17 protein-coding genes are annotated in these 18,682 nt (G+C 60.5%); 4 read left to right on the plus strand and 13 right to left on the minus strand.

Annotated features, from left to right (window positions below; genetic code table 11):
- Positions 1–10: 10 nt before the first annotated feature.
- From HB675_RS15035 to HB675_RS15045, 3 genes are all read right to left on the minus strand, one after another.
- Positions 11–580, minus strand: a complete 570-nt coding sequence (locus HB675_RS15035; protein WP_213879122.1) for a hypothetical protein — start codon at positions 578–580, stop codon at positions 11–13.
- A 138-nt stretch (positions 581–718) separates the two neighbouring features.
- Complete coding sequence (locus HB675_RS15040) at positions 719–4,201, minus strand: M64 family metallopeptidase (protein WP_213879123.1); 3,483 nt, start codon at positions 4,199–4,201, stop codon at positions 719–721.
- Positions 4,198–4,692, minus strand: coding sequence for a hypothetical protein (locus HB675_RS15045; RefSeq protein WP_213879124.1), 495 nt, complete (start codon positions 4,690–4,692; stop codon positions 4,198–4,200). Before HB675_RS15045 ends, HB675_RS15040 begins: the two co-directional genes overlap by 4 nt.
- Before the next feature lie 493 nt (positions 4,693–5,185).
- Between HB675_RS15045 and HB675_RS15050 the strand changes: the two genes are divergently transcribed.
- A complete protein-coding gene (locus HB675_RS15050; RefSeq protein ID WP_213879125.1) occupies positions 5,186–6,349 on the plus strand; it encodes a type III PLP-dependent enzyme in 1,164 nt (387 codons plus the stop codon).
- A 58-nt stretch (positions 6,350–6,407) separates the two neighbouring features.
- Here HB675_RS15050 and HB675_RS15055 read toward each other — a convergent pair whose 3' ends face one another.
- Positions 6,408–7,343, minus strand: coding sequence for a glutathione S-transferase family protein (locus tag HB675_RS15055; protein ID WP_213879126.1), 936 nt, complete (start codon positions 7,341–7,343; stop codon positions 6,408–6,410).
- Positions 7,344–7,395: 52 nt separating this feature from the next.
- A complete protein-coding gene (locus HB675_RS15060; protein ID WP_213879127.1) occupies positions 7,396–7,707 on the minus strand; it encodes a GIY-YIG nuclease family protein in 312 nt (103 codons plus the stop codon).
- Between the two features lie 111 nt (positions 7,708–7,818).
- Here HB675_RS15060 and HB675_RS15065 point away from each other — a divergent pair, with 111 nt between their 5' ends.
- Entirely contained in the window at positions 7,819–8,688 is an 870-nt protein-coding gene (locus tag HB675_RS15065) for a hypothetical protein (protein WP_213879128.1), read from the plus strand.
- Positions 8,689–8,691: 3 nt separating this feature from the next.
- On the opposite strand, the gene HB675_RS15070 is transcribed toward HB675_RS15065, so the two are convergent.
- From HB675_RS15070 to HB675_RS15105, 8 genes are all read right to left on the minus strand, one after another.
- Positions 8,692–9,156: a nuclear transport factor 2 family protein gene (locus HB675_RS15070; RefSeq protein WP_213879129.1), complete on the minus strand. Its 465-nt coding sequence runs from the start codon at positions 9,154–9,156 to the stop codon at positions 8,692–8,694.
- 113 nt (positions 9,157–9,269) lie between these two features.
- Entirely contained in the window at positions 9,270–9,647 is a 378-nt protein-coding gene (locus HB675_RS15075; protein ID WP_213879130.1) for a DUF2599 domain-containing protein, read from the minus strand.
- 72 nt (positions 9,648–9,719) lie between these two features.
- The gene (locus HB675_RS15080) at positions 9,720–10,937 is read right to left on the minus strand and encodes an MFS transporter (RefSeq protein ID WP_213879131.1); all 1,218 of its coding nucleotides are present in this window, start codon (positions 10,935–10,937) and stop codon (positions 9,720–9,722) included.
- Between the two features lie 204 nt (positions 10,938–11,141).
- Positions 11,142–11,522, minus strand: a complete 381-nt coding sequence (locus tag HB675_RS15085; RefSeq protein WP_213879132.1) for a hypothetical protein — start codon at positions 11,520–11,522, stop codon at positions 11,142–11,144.
- A 247-nt stretch (positions 11,523–11,769) separates the two neighbouring features.
- Positions 11,770–12,534: an amino acid ABC transporter ATP-binding protein gene (locus HB675_RS15090; RefSeq protein WP_213879133.1), complete on the minus strand. Its 765-nt coding sequence runs from the start codon at positions 12,532–12,534 to the stop codon at positions 11,770–11,772.
- A 10-nt stretch (positions 12,535–12,544) separates the two neighbouring features.
- Positions 12,545–13,639, minus strand: coding sequence for an amino acid ABC transporter permease (locus HB675_RS15095; RefSeq protein ID WP_213879134.1), 1,095 nt, complete (start codon positions 13,637–13,639; stop codon positions 12,545–12,547).
- A 9-nt stretch (positions 13,640–13,648) separates the two neighbouring features.
- Entirely contained in the window at positions 13,649–14,830 is a 1,182-nt protein-coding gene (locus HB675_RS15100; RefSeq protein WP_213879135.1) for an amino acid ABC transporter permease, read from the minus strand.
- A gap of 73 nt (positions 14,831–14,903) precedes the next feature.
- Positions 14,904–15,932 (minus strand): amino acid ABC transporter substrate-binding protein, encoded by a 1,029-nt coding sequence (locus tag HB675_RS15105; RefSeq protein ID WP_213879136.1) that lies wholly within the window; start codon positions 15,930–15,932, stop codon positions 14,904–14,906.
- Between the two features lie 473 nt (positions 15,933–16,405).
- Here HB675_RS15105 and HB675_RS15110 point away from each other — a divergent pair, with 473 nt between their 5' ends.
- Complete coding sequence (locus HB675_RS15110; RefSeq protein ID WP_213879137.1) at positions 16,406–17,065, plus strand: alpha/beta fold hydrolase; 660 nt, start codon at positions 16,406–16,408, stop codon at positions 17,063–17,065.
- 144 nt (positions 17,066–17,209) lie between these two features.
- The gene (gene rhlB, locus HB675_RS15115) at positions 17,210–18,655 is read left to right on the plus strand and encodes an ATP-dependent RNA helicase RhlB (protein ID WP_218626569.1); all 1,446 of its coding nucleotides are present in this window, start codon (positions 17,210–17,212) and stop codon (positions 18,653–18,655) included.
- Positions 18,656–18,682 lie beyond the last annotated feature (27 nt).

The raw sequence follows: 18,682 nt of genomic DNA on the forward strand, positions 1-18,682 counted from the left end.
ACGCACAGCCTCAATGGTCGTCAGTGTCCTTATAGCCCAGGCTGTGGATATGCAGGCTCAACTCCAGCGTCGGGCCTTTGGCGTCGTTGGTGTAGACGTGCCAGTAACCGCCGACCGACTTGCGATTCCAGGCTTTCAGGGTATAGGTGTCCGGCCCCCGCAACCAGATATTTTCGATCACCCCTTCGCTCAACGCGTCGACGATATCTTGCTCCACACCGTCCACCACGATCTTTGGATGCCAGTAACGGGTCGGGCCGCCTTTGAGCGGATACGTCTTCACGTAGCCCTTGGTATCAAAGCCAAAGCGCAGGCCTGTGCTGTTCCAGGCCTGCCCCTGGCTCTTGCTGAAGGACTGGACGTAGTAGCCACAGTAGCCACTGCCGTCGTAGTAGCAGTCAAACCGAAACAGGTGATTATTCTCCTGTGGGCAGTTATGCACCGTGACCCAGTCGCCAAGCATGCGTTGCACACCGTCATCGCCCTTGGTCAATTCTGCGCAGTCGAGAAACCCACAGTAGTCCGGGGTATGAGACTGCACACTGGCAATGAAGGATTTTTCGTAGTTCAAATAAGGCATGGTAGACCTCCTCGATACCCGCAGCGCGAATGCGTCTGCGGGCCTCAGAGTCGATCCGAATGCCGCGCCGAGGAACGGCGCAGTTTTTCCTCGGCACTTGCCATCGTGATGGCCCGCCGATGTCTGGATTGGCACCGGTCAATGAGCCGTCGGCCCGCACCTATCCAGGCGTCGCCAGGGCTTGCTGCTACCTGAAATCACCCAATTCAGGTCAGGGCGCTGGTTCTGCGTCCAGTGGGCGACTTCGTAGTTGTAATAATCATACGAGACCTTTTCATTGACCACCGCGTAGGCTTTGGTCTGCACCCAAGGCGTGGCGCAGTCATCGCCTTGGGCCGCAGTGACCATGATCGAATGCCCGGCACTGGCCACGCGGTGCTGGTTATCGGTGACTTCCAGGGTGATGTACTGCGCCCCCGGCACTGACGGCGCGACGAAGCTGGCAGCGACCGTGGTGGCGCTGGACGGGGTAAAAGCGGGGGTTCTCCAGGCCAAGGTCAGCCCCGTGCCGGTGGACTGTGCGGCAGAAACGCTCACCACCCCACCCACAGGTACCGTGTCGGGCCCAGTGATCCGCGCTTCGGGCCCAGGCTGCGCGGCCTTGATCAAGACCGGCTTGCTGAGTGAGAGTGACTGACCGTCAGCATCCGTTACGGTCAACGCGACGACCACCTGCGTATCGACCGCCACTGCGGCGGTCTGCCAGGTGACCGTCCGGTCCACCAACGAGCCACCGGCCAATTGTTCAGGCCGCTCCCAGCGATAGCTCAGCGGCGAATTGGACGGCGAGGCGACATTGGCCGTGAATGTGGCTTGCTCGCCAGCGACCAGTGTCTCCACGCCGTCGAGTGTGCCTGTGGGCGGCCCGTATTCCTGCCCGGTCACCTCGACCGTCTGGCTGGCCCGGGTGGTATTTTCATCAGCATTGGTCACATCCACCGTGAGGGTGTAGCGCCCCGGGTTGGCCGGGGCGATAAAGCGTGGGGCGACATCGACGGGGTTGCCAGGCGTGAATCCCGGGGCGTACCAGACATAACTCAGGCCCTGACCGGTAGAAGAGGCCGTCGACAGGGTAAAGGCAGCACCGGGAGCGACGCGAGTCGGCCCAGTGATACGAGCCTCGGGATAAACGGAGTGCGGATAAAGAATGATTGTCCGGGAGAGCTCCAAGGCCTGATTTCGGCTATCGGTGACCGTGACTCGCAATACCACCGGCGTTTCGACTGTCACGCTCGTGCTACTGAACGAAAGGGTTCCGGGGGGATTGGGTGGACTGATGACCGCTTCCCTCAACTCGGGCGGCAGGTGCCAGGCGTAGGTCAGGGGCAATCCGCCAGGAGAGCTCACCTCAGCCGTGATCGTCGAGAGGATCCCGCCTACCGCTCCGGCATCGGCGTCAGTGCCCAACTGGCCCACCGGCGGATGGTCTGGCCCTACCACGTCGATGGCGCGCTCGGCCGTCGCGCTGCGCCCTTCGTTATCCGCCACGGTCAAAGTAACCCTATGGGTACCTGGCGCCGTACCGGTAAACACCGGTGATGGATCGCTCGACGTCGAGGGTGTGAACCCGGGCGCACGCCAGGCATAGGTCAGGGGGTTGCTGCTCTCGGTGGTTGCAGCCAAGGTAAATGCCGCGCCGGTCAGTACCACAGGGGCACCGCTTATTTGCGTATCGGGCAGAGGCTCATCGCCATGCCACGCGCTGACCCGCCATGCCAGCAGCAGACTCTCGGGCCGGGCCAGCGTCAGGATCGGGTCGTCCTGCACAGTGATTCCATCGACGATCTGCCGGTGAGTGCCCGTTCCACGCATGACATAAGGCAAATTGTTACCACGCTCGCCCAGGCCCATGTCGGTCCCTTCACCGTTAAGGTACAGCCCTTCATGGGCTTCCCAACGATTTTCACCGGCCGTGCAGGGGACCAGCGTCAGCGCCACCAGATCTCGACCTGGATTGCTCATGCAACGCCCAGTCAGGGTATTGCGCAAATGATGATTCCCGTCCAGGACCCACTGCGCGGCGTCGCTGCGTGCACACTCGGTACTGAGCGTCAGGGCATCGCCGTTATCGGGTCGCTTCTGGATCAGGCAGAGACGCTTGATGCCGATGCGCCGAACCGGCAGCGAGTAGCCGCCGACGCCCATCAAGTCATTGAGCTCGGATTTCATCTGCCGGGTTACCCCAGGGTCGGGTTGCCTGCCGAGGTAGGTCGCGGCCCAACTGTCCAGCGCCGTAGCGGCCTGCTGCGGGGTAGGGAATACGGTCAAAGGATGGTCAGTGCTGGAGGTGTTGCCGCTGGCATCGGTGACCGTCAGGTGCAGGATGCCGGCCTGAATCTGGCGGGCGATGAAGGTCGGGTTGGCCGCCGTGGATTGCGTGGGTTCAAAGCCTGGGGCGGTCCAGAGATAGCCCAGCCCAGTACCGCCACTGGCCGCTGCATCCAAGGTCACCGGTTCGCCGAGGGTGGCGCGATCTACCCCGCTGATGCGCGCCTGTGGCAGGGCATCCACCAGATGGTTGTCCACCTGCCAGGTATGGCTGTCTTCCAACAGGTGGGCAGCATCAAGGCGCACCATCGGCGTGTCGTCGAAGACCCTGGCGGTTACGCTCGAGCGCCCCGCACGCAGCGCTGTCCCGTTGAATGCACGGCCGGTCTCGGACGTCTTGTGACCATCGATGAACCACTCGACCTTCAAACCCCGGGTGCTGGTTTTCGGCGTGACGCTCAGCTGTCCCGCCCCGACCCAGTTGACCGGCGCATCCTCATGGGGGCTGAAGTCATCCAGGGGAGAAACGCGCTCATACATTTTCAGGATGAATTGCTCGGTATTGACAGGCCCCAAAGAGGCGCTCGAGACGCGCATACGGCTTTTGTAAGTGGGACGATATCCATCTCCTTCGTTCCATCGAGTCAGATAAGCGCCGACCCTGCCGCTGTCTCCAGGGGTCGGTACCGGGGTAGTGTCCTGGATCCAGTGCGCCCACTTGATCTTGTTCCTGGCAGACACGAGCGGGTTGAAGTTGGCGTTGCCAGTCAAGGCACTGGAGGGGGTGTATTCATCCGCCAATTTGGCGAAAGTATGCGCAAACTCATGTGCTGCCACCTCAAGGGCAGACTGGGAAACGACCGAAACCGCACCGCCGCTGCCCCCAAACGTGTTGGCGTTGACCAGCATGAATACGCTGTCACTGTCGGGCAGCGCCGCCGCCTGTTCGGCGTACATTTTCGTGAAATCGCACGTCAGCAGGCGCCTTACAGCTTTCTGATATCGGCATTCATAGTAGGTATTCTTGGGCACCCCGACGATTTCATCCGTGGCACCTTGCTGCGCCGAGGCTGTGAACCAGGCATAGATATTGAAATTATTTTGGTAATTATCCCCATATGGCCCATCGAGGATGGCAGGCACGAAACGTCGCACGTCATCGAGGAATTTACCCTCCTGTCCAGCAACGTACCCGTCACCTAGAAACAGGATATTGATGCGCTTGTCCCGTGGACCGGTCTCTTTCAAGGTAATCAGCTGGTCGGCCTGTGCCATCAGGCACAGAACCCCCAGCAACCAGCAGGCCAATCTGGCTACGCGCAACGAATGCCTGGACAGCATGAGGCGGCTCATGGCATGCGCCGCAAGGAGACTGTGCCGCTGACCACTGCGGTGATCTGGCCTTGCGCCGGACGCTGGATGACCCGCAGCCGGTAGGCCGCGCCGGCATGGGGGACCAGGAAGTCGACCAGGCCTTGTTCGACGGTCACCTCTTCACGCCGAAAATTCTCCTCCCCCGACGCGCGGGCGGGCGCTGTATCAGGCTCGCTGAACTCTGTATGGATATGCAACGGATCCGGGATCTCGATCTCGTCGATCACCTCATCATCAACATCCAGTACCTGCACCACCCACGGCGTCTGCGCGGCCAATACCTTGCCCTGCGCCGCTGCCTGCTGCTTGAGCCGCGACGCCTTGAGGGGGATGTCCTGCCAGCGCTGGTCGATCAACCGCACATGGTTCTGGCTGATTTCCAACTCAACCCAAGTGCTGGTCTCGGCTACCACGCCCGTACTCGCAAGTGCGGTGCACAGCAGAAAAGCTTGGAGTATGGCCTTGTTCATGGCGGGGCTCCCACGCTCGGAAGGCGGTGTCCCAGCAGCCTAGGCGAGGCACCCCTCGCTGGATACTGGCACTAATACCAGTTCAGGCCCCCGTCGATCCGAATGAAAAATGCCAGCCAGGCGCTGTTCGCTCGCTTGGCATTCAAGGGAACATCAGCCTGTCATACAGGTCGGTTAAACAGGAGCCTGCAAAGGGGTGGCGACGTACGTGTGTAAAAACGCGACATTTTTAGTTGATATCAAACCCTTCAGGTCCTAAAGTTCGCGCCGAACGTCCATGCTGGAAACGATCCATCCGGCTCAAGTACTGACGACGAGACAGCAAGGCCATTGGCAGACCCTCTGCATATGGCCTTTTTGCTTTCGGCGACATGCCTTGGGAAGTAGGCGAACCAAAGTGGGGATACGGAGGACGTTCGCGAGGCCCAGGCCTCACACCCATTTTTTTTTACAGTCATGCCTGCCATGACGTTTGCCACCAGGAGTCCCGAGCATGTCGATCCAAGTCGAAGACTATTTCGCACGCGCCACTTTCGACAAAATGAAGGCGTTTGCCGACAAGCAAGAAACACCGTTCGTGCTGATCGATACCGCCATGATCAGCCAGGCGTACGACGACCTGCGTGCCGGTTTTGAATTCGCCAAGGTGTATTACGCCGTCAAGGCCAACCCCGCCGTGGAAATCATTGACCTGCTGCGCGACAAAGGCTCGAACTTCGACATTGCTTCGATCTACGAGCTGGACAAGGTCATGAATCAGGGCGTGGGTCCGGAACGCATCAGCTATGGCAACACCATCAAGAAGTCCAAGGACATTCGCTACTTCTACGAGAAAGGCGTGCGCTTGTATGCCACCGACTCCGAAGCCGACCTGCGCAACATCGCCAAGGCCGCGCCAGGGTCGAAAGTGTATGTGCGCATCCTGACCGAAGGCTCGACCACTGCTGACTGGCCTTTGTCGCGCAAATTCGGCTGCCAGACCGACATGGCCATGGACCTGCTGATCCTGGCCCGTGACCTGGGGCTGGTACCGTACGGCATCTCCTTCCACGTCGGCTCGCAGCAGCGCGATATCAGCGTCTGGGACGCGGCCATCGCCAAGGTCAAAGTGATCTTCGAGCGGCTGAAGGAAGAGGACGGCATCGTTCTCAAGCTGATCAACATGGGTGGCGGCTTCCCGGCCAACTACATCACCCGGACCAACAGCCTGGAAACCTATGCCGAAGAGATCATTCGCTTCCTCAAGGAAGACTTCGGTGACGACCTGCCGGAAATCATCCTGGAGCCAGGCCGTTCATTGATCGCCAACGCTGGCATTCTGGTCAGTGAAGTGGTGTTGGTGGCGCGCAAGTCGCGCACCGCCGTCGAGCGCTGGGTGTACACCGACGTGGGCAAGTTCAGCGGCCTGATCGAAACCATGGACGAAGCCATCAAGTTTCCGATCTGGACCGAGAAGAAAGGCGAAGTCGAAGAAGTGGTGATTGCGGGCCCGACCTGCGACAGCGCCGACATCATGTACGAGAACTATAAGTACGGCCTGCCGTTGAACCTGGCCATCGGTGACCGCCTGTACTGGCTGTCCACCGGCGCCTACACCACCAGCTACAGCGCAGTGGAGTTCAATGGGTTTCCGCCGTTGAAGTCGTTCTACATCTAAGCCGATCGCGCGCTCCTGCACGTAACCTTTGTAGGAGCGCGCGAGCCCGCGATAGCCGTTACGCCTTTTCCAGCCGAAACCCGAACCGTGGAAAGTGCACATGCACGGTCCCGACGCGAGCATCGGTGCGCTTGATAACCAACTCTTCACGCCCCGCAAACAGCAACTCCCCCGCCACCGGATCGACGCCATAGTCGGTCGCGGCCAGCAGCACCTGATCCCCCGGCTTGAACCCGTTCGGCTCTGCGAAGATTTCTTCCGGCAAGGCCGCTGGCGTGTTGTCGCGGGCGACGTTCAAGGCTTCTTCGGGGCTCATCTCGCTTGATGCGCCATGGCCGAAGCCCAGTACGCGGTTGTACCAGGCCTGCACGTGGGGATAAGCGTCCACCAGAGGCGCGGTGACCGGCGTGGCCTTGAGAAACCACAGGCAGTGAAACAGTGAAAAATCGGCAACCGAGGGAGCGCCGAACAGAAAGTCGCCTGGCTCATGGGCCAACTGCTGATTCAGTCGCCCCATGATCGTGGGCCATTGATGCCGGGCCTGTTCTGCCGACAGTCGGGTGGCAGAGCCACCACTGAACAGCGCAGCGCGGTCGGCAATAAACGCCTTGACCGCCTCCGCTGGCATCCCGGCAAAGCGCACGGCGATGGACTCCGGCTGGAACACCAGCGCAACCGAGTGGGGGAACACCACCGAGTCCACCCAGGTGGAAAAACTGGCAGTGACCAGTTCCTGGCCTGGCGGAAACAATGCGGGAGAGCTTTTTTGTGCTTCCAGGCGCCGCGCGATCAACGCCGTATCACAGTAGATATCGGCACCGATCTGCAACACTGGCGTCTTGCGATAGCCCCCGGTGAGCGGTATCAGGTCAGGCTTTGGCAGCATCCGCGGGATCAGCACCGAGCGCCAGGACAAGCCCTTGAACCCCAGTAACAGCCGCGTCTTCTCGGCAAAGGGCGAGGCCGGGTAGTGATGCAAAATCAGATCGGTCATGGTCGAGTCACCCAGGTTAAAGAATCACCATCTTACCTGAGCCCCTGGCCACTCAAACCGATACTGGCTCATCAACCCGCTGAATAGCCACGAACGAAGCCACCAGCGCTTCCTTGGCGCTTTTGCGCAGGGCCTTGATCAGCCGCTCATGGCGCAGCGCCTCGCCCTTGTCGGCCCAGCATTCGACATAGACCAGCGCCACGGCCGGGCTGGAGCTGAAAAATCGCGCGCCCTTGCCGCTCTGGTGCTTGGCAAATCGCCGCTGTGGGTCATCGCTGATGCCGCAGTACAAGGACCCATTGGCTGCGCGCACCAGGTACACATACCAGCGCTTGGTAGCGACAGTGGTTGGGGGGGTGTCCATCACATCATCGAGGCCGGTCTTCAGGGGCTGCCATGATAGCAATATTCAACCCACGGACTGCCCTTGGGCGCCTTAACGTCGGCAGCGCATTCAGCCAAGGAGGCTCACATTATGCGCATTTCACTGACATCCGTGTTCGTCGCACTCGGTCTGAGCACGACCGCTCAGGCCGATATCGGCCCTGATACCGCCAGCGCGATGCAGGCGTACTACAACGCAACGCCTGAACAGTGCGGCAAGGCACCCGCCTTTCTGTGTTCCGGGATTCTGTTGCGGACCACCCGCCCTTCCACTGAGTATCACACGTGGGACCACAGCCCCAATACCCGCAAGAAGGGTGGCGTGGCCTTTTCATATCTGCGTGCCGATACCCCCATCCATGCTCTCGCCGAAGGCGCCAGCAGCGGTTTCACCTTGACCCCAAGGCGTCACCGAGCCGAGGGCACGATGCCCTATCGAGTGCTGTGTGCCTACCCCACTGACGGCGACACCTGGACCCGTGATGTGTTTGGCTGCGGCGACAATGCCCAGACCGAGTCGGTCGAGCAGTTCTGCCATGAGCATGGCATACATACGGCCGAGGCCTGGATCGAGCGGTATGAGCAGACCGAGGGGCCGGCCCATCAGCGCTACTTCGCTCAATGCGCCTTCGATGTGCGCTCCAGCCGTGGCCAGGCGGCGGTGACCGACTTTTACCAGAGTCTTCGGGTGATGCAGTTGATGCCCGAGCGCCCTTTCCCCTGGAACGAGATGGTCATTGGTGCCTGGGATGAATCGCGCTCGAATTTGTTGCCTATCCAGTCATTCTTCCACGTGACGGGCCAATGGAATGGTTTGCGCAACGCTCAATTCGATCAACAGGACTGGTTCACGACCACGGGCAAGTTTGTACCGGTGATCGAAATAACACTGCCCAGCGACGACCAACCGGCACGCTTCACCTATCACGCAGGCGAACAGGTGGTGACGGTACCTGAATGAGGATCATGCGTTGGCGGCCTGGAAGGCTTTCAGGCCTGCCAGCGCCTGTTGGCGTACTTTGTTCTGGATCAACGGAGACCAGCCCAGCAGCACGCCTGAAGCACCCAGGGCCTGACGGGACCAGCGCCACAAGTCGAACTGATCGTGATGCTCGCTGATCAAGCCATCACGAAACACGAACCGGGCGTGAATATCGTTGACCACGGTGCGCCCGGTCTTGCTGAACAGATAGGTCGCCACCCAGTGGGCGCCGCCACCGTGCTCGTCGGCACGGACCTGATCGAATATCAGAGAAAAATCCTTAGCACGCAGGGCCAGCATGCGCCACATATCGCCCACGTCTTGACCATGCAGGGAGCCAAACGCCGGATCGCTGAACTGCACATCAGCGGAATAACAGGCCACCATGGCTTCGGTGTCCAGGCGCTGAAAGGCCTGGTAGAAGGTATTGATCAGGGTGGCACTCATGGCAGATGCTCGGACGGCAGATGAGCACTCATGATTGCCGTCGTGGCCTGGGAGGGCAAGCATTGCGGCCGCGAAGTCCCCTCAAAGGCAGCATTGCCCTGCTTATGGACTGGCTACGGAGGATTGCACAGTGCATCCACCGTCGCATCGTTACCCACATCGGCCCTTGCCGGTTCGATGTGCCAAACCGGCTCATCGTCGGCCAGTGCCTCCAGGCAGGTCAGCTGGTTGAACAGGCCTGAAGGGTTGCGCCAGCGCGAATCGCCCGCCTCCAGCCGCGCGAGCTCGTTGAACATCGGCTCGATGTGCCGCTCCGGCAGCTGGCGCGCACATTGCGTAGGCACAACCGAGAGGGACAAGTACCCATACAGCCACTGCCACTGAGCCGATTGCACGTATCGAGGGCACACTTGGCCTGTCGCACCGGCGTGAGTCAGGCCGGCGCGCAAGCCGCAAAGCGCGATGATCAGCCATCCACTGTAGCGAGTCATGAACTGGCCCTGCGTTACCCCGAGTTGAATAACAGCTTCGGCGCCGAAATCAAATAATACAACTGTCAGATCTTACGGTTTTACCGGCTCGCTGATCACGGCCACGTGCAGCGAGCGCGCCGCGCCCCAGCCAGCAATGATTGCACCTGCGCCAAGCACCGCGAATACCCAGCCTACGGCGTTCCAGCCGCCGGTCCATTCGTGCACCAGCCCCACCGCCAGCGGGCCGAGTGACGCCAGGGTGTAGCCGAAGCCCTGCGCCATGCTGGACAGGTTCGCGGCGACATGGGCGTCGCGCGAGCGCAGCACAATCAACGTCAGCGCCACAGCAAACATCCCGCCTTGCCCCAATCCCAGCACCACGGCCCAGCCCCAGAGCCCACCGACCGGCGCCAGCAGGCAGCCAAAAAGGCCGATCAGCGTCAGCAGCATCAACGACACAACCGCCAGCCGTTGATCGCGGCCTCGGGTGGACAGCCAAGGTGCCAGCAGCGCGCTGGGCAGCTGGATCAGGATTGACACCGACAGCATCAAACCCGCCTCGGCCGGGGTCTGGCCACGACTGATCAGGATCGAGGGCAGCCAGCCAAAGACGATGTACGCCAGCGACGATTGCAGGCCCATGAACAGGGTGACTTGCCACGCCAACGGGTCACGCAGCAGACCGCGCACACGATGGATCTGCGCCTTGGCATCGTGTCTGGCCTGGGTCTGCGGCAACCAGACCAGCGCCGCCAGCAGTGCGGGCACCAGCCAGATGCCCAACCCGGCAGCCCAACTGTTGTCGAGGTATTGCGCCAGCGGCACACTCGTGCCTGCGGCCAGCGCGGCGCCCAGGCACAACGCCATGGTATAGACGCCGGTCATGGTCCCTGCCTGCCGGGCAAAGTCACGCTTGACGATCCCCGGCAGCAGCACGCCAATGATGCCGATACTGGCGCCTGCCACCAGGCTGCCAGCAAACAGCCCGATGACCCCAAACTGGCTGCGCAGCGCGATGCCGGCCGCCAACAGCAACAGAATCCCCGCCACCACCCGCTCGGCCCCGAAGCGCCGCGACAGGATCGGCGCCAGCGGCGCGAACAGCCCGAGGCACAAGACCGGCAAAGTGGTCAGCAACCCGGCCGCCGCGCTGCTCAGGCCCAGGCTCAGGGACACCTGCCCAAGCAAGGGCGCCATGCTAGACAGCGCGGGGCGCAAATTCAGCGCGACCAACACCAGGCCCAGCAGCAAAAGCCACGGCCGATGAAGGGTGACTGGCGAAGCGGCAGCAACGGAAGGGGCGGACATGGGTGACTCGAATTATGGGGGTAGCGAGGCAATTTAGTCCGTTGGGGGTGGAGATTGCAAATCTTGTAGACGGATTGCTAGCAATTTTCCAGTGCTTTATGGTGGTTCACACGCCTCACGCAGCGCGCATAGGGTGGGCGCGACCGCCTCACCGCAAAATCCGGCCGAGCCACGTCGCGAGGGGTAGCCCATCAGCGCTCGGCCTCAACGTTTCAATACTCGACGTGCAAATGCCAACTGATGCTCGACCCAGAATCCTAACCCTAGATATAGAAATACCTGGACCACGAAGCCAACAAATTCGTCCGGAGAGTAGGACTCAGAAGACAGCGAGAGCATCATGATATAGAACAACAGCAGTGGCAGATTCATGACGATTGCCCAAGCGCTCCACCCTCTAGTGGGTTCACCGGTATATCGCCATCCTATTGTTGCCAAATGCAACAGCAAGAACACACCGCCCACCGCGCCATATCCCACGAGCAACAGCAGCCCATAGCGGTCCTTGTGGAGGAGGTCCCAGAAGTAGATGAAGTACCCCATTCCGATACCCACAGTGCATCCAGAACCCAGAACATAGTTCATGCGCAGGCCTTCATTTTTTCAGGATCACTGATGGAGGGCGGCGTGCTGTACGACAACGCTGCCTTGGCTGCCTTGACAGGGGCGAAAGACGCATGACCATGAATACATCCTTGTCATTGATAATGGCCCGCCAAACTACACACCCCCCGGAAGAATGCCGAATTCAAATTAGTGACAAGATGTGAGCTCGACCGGATCACGCATAAAAAAACCGGACCAAGGCCCGGTTTTTTTGATGCCAGCTGAATCAATGCAAAATCTGACTCAAGAACATCCGCGTCCGATCGCTCTGCGGATTATCAAAGAAGTCATTCGGCGCCGCCTGTTCGACGATTTCACCCTTGTCCATGAAGATCACCCGGTTGGCCACGGTGCGGGCAAAGCCCATTTCGTGGGTCACGCAGAGCATGGTCATGCCGTCTTCGGCAAGGCCGATCATGGTGTCGAGCACTTCCTTGACCATTTCCGGGTCCAGCGCCGAGGTCGGTTCGTCGAACAGCATGATCTTGGGCTTCATGCACAGGGCACGAGCGATAGCCACACGCTGTTGCTGGCCGCCGGACAGTTGGCCGGGAAACTTGTGGGCCTGCTCCGGAATGCGCACGCGCTTGAGGTAGTGCATAGCGATTTCTTCGGCTTCTTTTTTCGGCATCTTGCGCACCCACATCGGTGCCAGGGTGCAATTCTGCAGAATGGTCAGGTGCGGAAACAGATTGAAGTGCTGGAACACCATGCCCACTTCGCGGCGCACGGTTTCGATCTGCTTCAGGTCGTTGGTCAGCTCGACGCCATCGACAATGATGGTCCCGGCCTGGTGTTCTTCCAGGCGGTTCAGGCAACGGATGGTGGTCGACTTGCCCGAACCCGACGGGCCGCACAGGACGATGCGCTCACCCTGCTTGACGTTCAGGTTGATGTCCTTGAGCACGTGGAACTGGCCGTACCACTTGTTCACGGCCTGCATCTGGATAATGCCGTCGGCGCCCACAGGCTGTTTGATCGGTTCACTCATGGGAAAACTCCTAACGCTTGTGGCCAGTGTCCAGCTTGCGCTCCAGATACTGGGAGTAGCGGGACATACCGAAACAGAAAATCCAGAAGACCAGGGCAGCAAATACATAGCCCTCGGTCGCCATACCGAGCCATTTCGGGTCGGCGGACGCTTGCTTGACGCTGTTGAGCAGGTCGAACAGGCCGATGATGATCACAAGGCTCGTGTCCTTGAACAGCGCGATCAGGGTGTTGACGATGCCCGGGATCACCAGCTTCAAGGCCTGCGGCAGAATCACCAGGGCCATGCTGCGCCAGTAGCCAAGGGCCATGGCCGCTGCGGCTTCGTATTGACCCTTGGGAATCGCCTGCATACCACCGCGCACCACTTCGGCCACGTAGGCCGACTGGAACAGGATCACGCCGATCAACGCACGCAGCAGTTTGTCGAAGTTCATCCCTTCCGGCAGGAACAACGGCAGCATCACCGACGACATGAACAACACGGTGATCAGCGGCACACCGCGCCAGAACTCAATGAAGGTCACGCAGACCACCCGCACCGCCGGCATCTTGGAGCGCCGGCCGAGGGCCAGCAGAATGCCCAGCGGCAAGGCGCCGGCAATACCGACCGTGGCAATCACCAGCGTCAGCATGAGGCCGCCCCACTGACTGGTGGCCACGTTTTCCAGGCCCATGCCACCGTGCAGCAGGAAGTAGGCGATCACCGGGAAGGCGATGAGGAAGCAGATCCCGTAGAGACCCTTGCGTGGCATGGCCTTGAAGAACAGCGGTGCCGCACCGACGATGGCCAGGATCACGGTGAGGTCGACGCGCCAGCGCAGCTCGGGCGGGTAGTAGCCGTACATGAACTGACCGAAACGCTGTTCAATGAAGACCCAGCAAGCACCGGCCTTGGTGCAGTCCTGGCGTGTGGTGCCGACCCAGTTGGCATCGAACAACGCCCAACTCAGCAGCGGCGGCAGGATCAGCCAGATCAAGTAGAAGGCGAACAGCGTCAGCAGGGTGTTCCACCAGTTGGAGAACAGGTTCTGCCGAATCCATGCCATGGGGCCGAACACTTTCGCCGGCGGTGGCATATCAGGTTTGAAAGTATGAGTGCTCATGCGCGGTTCCTACCGTTCGATCAGCGCAATGCGCTTGTTGTACCAGTTCATCAGCAGGGAAATGCTGATGCTGATCACCAGGTACACGCTCATGGTGATGGCAATCACCTCGATCGCCTGGCCCGTCTGGTTGAGCACGGTCCCGGCGAACAGCGAAACCATTTCCGGATAACCGATGCCGGCTGCCAGCGAGGAGTTCTTCGCCAGGTTGAGGTATTGGCTGGTCAGCGGCGGAATGATCACCCGCAGCGCCTGGGGAATGATCACCTTGCGCAGGGTCGGGCCGTTGCGCAGCCCCAGGGAGCGAGCGGCTTCGGTCTGGCCATGGCTGACCGACTTGATGCCCGAACGCACGATCTCGGCGATGAAGGCCGCGGTGTAGATGGTCAGTGCCAGCGTCAATGCCAGCAGTTCCGGGATCAACACCCAGCCACCGACGAAGTTGAAGCCCTTGAGCTCGGCGAACTCCCAGTGAAACGGGGCGCCGAAGATCAACGTGCAGAGCGCCGGGATCACGATCAGAATCGCCAGGCCCGCCCAGAACTTGTGAAACGGTACGCCGGTTTCTTCGAAACGCTTGGTGGCCCAGCGCGACATCAGCACGATGCCGACGATGGCGAGCACCACGGCAATCACGAACGGCCATGCGCCCGCTGTCGGGATTGCGGCAGGCATGTTCAGGCCACGGCTGCTGAAGAAGAACGTGTTGAACAGCCCGTGCGCCGCCCGCGGTCCCGGCAGGTTGAGGAACACGGCGAAGTACCAGAACAGGATCTGCAACAGCGGCGGGATATTCCGGAAGGTCTCCACATAGACCGTCGCCAGCTTGTTGATCATCCAGTTGCTGGACAGGCGCGCGACACCCAGGATGAAACCCAGCAAGGTCGCAAGGACCAGGCCGATGACGGTCACCAGCAGGGTGTTGAGCAGGCCGATGACGAACACCCTGGCGTAGGTGTCCGACTCGTTGTAGTCGATCAGGTGCTGCGCAATGCCGAAGCCGGCACTGCGGTCGAGAAATCCGAAGCCCGAAGTGATACCCCGGTGTTGCAGGTTGGTCTGGGTGTTGTTGAACAGGAACCAGCCCAGTGCGACCACCGCCACAATGGTGATGATCTGAAACACCCATCCACGCACCCGTGGATCGGTCAGGGAGAACCCTTTGTTAGGTGCGCCAGTTGTTTTTTGCATGAAGAACCCCAGGGAGAAGGCGTCACATGGAACGAGCCCCCGACAGCAGCGCGCGGTCGGGGGCGGGGGTCAATCAGCGTACCGGTGGTGCGTACTGAATGCCGCCGTTGTTCCACAGCGCGTTCAGGCCGCGGTCGATGGCCAGCGGGGTGCCTTTGCCGAGGTTTTTCTCGAACACTTCACCGTAGTTACCGACTTGGGACACGATCTTGACGACCCAGTCCTTCGGCAGTTTCAGGTCCTTGCCGTATTCGCCATCAGCGCCCAGCAGACGAGCCACGTCAGGGTTCTTGGTGGATTTGGCTTCGTCGAGGACGTTCTTGGAAGTCACGCCCGCTTCCTCAGCGTTAAGCATGGCGAACAGGGTCCATTTGACGATGCTGAACCAGTCTTCGTCGCCTTTACGCACGACCGGGCCCAATGGCTCCTTGGAGATGGTTTCCGGCAGGACCACGTAGTCGTTCGGGGAAGCCAGCTTGCTGCGTTGTGCGTAGAGCTGCGACTTGTCGGAGGTCAACACATCGCAACGGCCGCTTTCCAGCGACTTGGCGCTTTCGTCGGAGGTGTCGAAGGTGATCGGGGTGTACTTCAGGTTGTTGGCGCGGAAGTAATCGGACACGTTCAGTTCGGTGGTGGTACCGGCCTGGATACAAATAGTTGCACCGTCCAGTTCCTTGGCACTTTTCACGCCCAGTTTCTTGTTGGCCAGGAAGCCTACGCCGTCGTAGTAAGTCACGCCGGTGAACACCAGGCCCATGCCCGCGTCACGGGAGCTGGTCCAAGTGGTGTTACGCGAGAGGATGTCGATTTCGCCTGACTGCAAAGCCGTGAAGCGTTCCTTGGCGTTCAACTGGCTGAACTTGACTTTGGTAGCGTCGCCGAACACAGCGGCAGCCACAGCACGGCACACGTCGGCATCGATGCCGAGGATCTTGCCGCTGGCGTCAGGCACCGAGAAACCTGGCAAACCATCGGAGACGCCGCACTGGATAAAGCCTTTCTTCTGGATCGCGTCCAGAGTAGCGCCTGCCTGAGCCATGCCGCTGATACCGAAAACGGTGGCGGCGGTCAGGACTGCCAGGGTGGATTTCAACATCTTCATTCAAAACCTCCAGTTGCTCTTGTTGTGTCCGAGCTTAAGTCCCACCGCACCCTTATGAGGCATATTCGACCCGTGCCGGCTTTTTTTTGGGTCAAGCGATTCTGGAACCAAGTGACGTTTGCGACGGGAGACGCCTCCCGTACGGGGTAAACACTGCGTGACCGGCCTGTGGCTCGAAAGGAACGGAAAGTTATGACATTCTTTGCAGATCCGCTCGGCCACCGACAGGCACTCTGTCAGTCGGCGCCTGTGCTCTCCCCCGCCCGGTAACGGCTGACAGTGTTACCGGGAAATGAGCCCAGGGCCCTAGCACGGGTTTATTAGCAAACCGCGTACCAGAGTGTAGAGCACGCGCGTTTAGGCGCTGGTCAATAGAAAAAGATATTGCTGTGCGACATCTTCTTTCAGGAATAGACAGCAACGCCCCTTTTCGATGCACTCATAAAGAGCGCTCGCCCACTTTTGGAGCAACCATGACAGCCCCTCTTGTATTCAAGCCCATAAATGCCGCTGACGCCTGCGTGATCTGGCTCCACGGCCTGGGAGCCGACCAGTCCGACTTCGCCCCGGTGGCGCAAATGCTCCAGAGATCGCTGCAGAGCACACGCTTTATCCTGCCTCAGGCGCCCAGCCGGCCGGTGAGCATCAATGGGGGTTATGCGATGCCCAGTTGGTACGACATCCTGTCAATGAGCCCGGGCGCACGGGCCATCAGCCGAGAAGAACTGGATCACTCGGCCGCCACCGTGGTCGGTTTGATCGAGGCACAGATCGCCGATGGCATCGATCCGTCCCGGATTTTTCTGGCCGGTTTCTCCCAGGGCGGCGCCGTGGTGCTGCACACGGCCTATCTGGCCTGGCAGGGCACGCTGGGCGGCGTACTGGCACTTTCGACCTATGCACCGACCTTCGATGACGAACTGAAGATCAACCCAAATCAGCAAGCCACTCCGGCGCTGAGCCTGCATGGCACCTCCGACGCTGTGGTGGCCTACGAGATGGGCCAACGCGCCCATACGTATCTCGAGCAATGGGGTGTCACCGCCGACTGGCAACACTACCCAATGGGTCACGAAGTGTTACCCGAGGAAATCGTGGATATCGGTCACTGGCTGGCGCAGCGAATCGCTTGATAACCGCCTTCTGGGCGACTTTGTCAGCAGATTGTCGCAGGTTGTCGGCACACAAGTACGCCGAGCCCGATTCTTGCATTACACTGGCCGGCGTATATTCCTTAATTCATCGATGAGAAGCCCGTGCTCAAAGCACTTATAAAAATGTTCGGCAAAAGCGAAGCCGAGCCGATCAAGAATGCTGCCGGCACTCCCCATGCCGCGTCGCACAGCCTCGCTGCCGAAATGGCTGCCGCCCCCGATATCATTGCTCCGGCCTTTCAATCCATGGCGGCCATCGAGGCGCCTGCGGCAGTAGCGGTGGCACCCGAGCCTCCGCCAGCAGGGCGTCGCGAACGTCCTGCCCCGGCCAAACCCGCGCCAGCGCCAGCCTGGAAGCTCGACGATTTCAAGGTCGAGCCTCAGGAAGGCAAGACTCGTTTCCATGATTTCCCGCTGTCTGACGAGCTGATGCATGCCATCAGTGATCTGGGTTTTCCCTATTGCACCCCGATCCAGGCCCAGGTGCTGGGCTTCACTCTCAAGGGCAAGGACGCCATCGGTCGCGCCCAGACCGGTACCGGCAAGACCGCAGCCTTTCTGGTGTCGATCATTACCCAGCTGCAGCAGACACCACCGCCCAAGGAGCGCTATATGGGTGAGCCTCGCGCGCTGATCATCGCCCCGACCCGGGAGTTGGTGGTGCAGATCGCCAAGGATGCCGCCAACCTGACGCAGTACACCGACCTGAACGTGATGACCTTCGTCGGCGGCATGGACTTCGACAAGCAGCTCAAGCAACTGGAGGCGCGCTATTGCGACATTCTGGTAGCCACCCCCGGCCGCCTGATGGACTTCCAGCAACGCGGCGACGTGCACCTGGACATGGTCGAAGTCATGGTACTGGACGAAGCGGATCGCATGTTGGACATGGGCTTCATTCCCCAGGTCCGCGCCATCATTCGCCAGACCCCACCCAAGAACGAACGCCAGACCCTGCTGTTCTCGGCCACCTTCACCGATGACGTGATGAACCTGGCGCAGCAGTGGACCACCGACCCCGCCATCGTCGAGATCGAGCCCGAGAACGTCGCCAGCGAGACGGTCGAGCAACATGTCTACGCGGTGGCCGGCAGCGACAAGTACACACTGCTTTACAACCTGTTGAACAGCAACGGCTGGGAGCGGGTGATTGTCTTTGCCAACCGCAAGGACGAAGTGCGACGCATCGAAGAGCGACTGGTCCGCGATGGCGTCAACGCCGCGCAACTGTCCGGCGACGTGCCGCAACACAAACGCATCAAGACCCTGGAAGGCTTTCGCGAAGGCAAGATTCGCGTGCTGGTGGCCACTGATGTGGCGGGGCGCGGCATCCACATCGATGGCATCAGCCACGTGATCAACTTCACCCTGCCCGAAGTTCCGGATGACTACGTGCACCGCATCGGTCGCACGGGGCGCGCCGGCATGAGTGGGGTGTCGATCAGTTTCGCCGGCGAGGATGACTCCTACCAGCTGCCGTCGATCGAGGCCCTGCTGGGCCGCAAGATCAACTTCGAGATGCCGTCCGAGGAAATGCTCAAGCCGGTTGAGCGCAAGCGGCCGCACTGAGGTGGATTGGCCGTCGTCAGCGACGGC

Source organism: Pseudomonas sp. dw_358 (assembly GCF_018449655.1).
Classification (GTDB): domain Bacteria; phylum Pseudomonadota; class Gammaproteobacteria; order Pseudomonadales; family Pseudomonadaceae; genus Aquipseudomonas.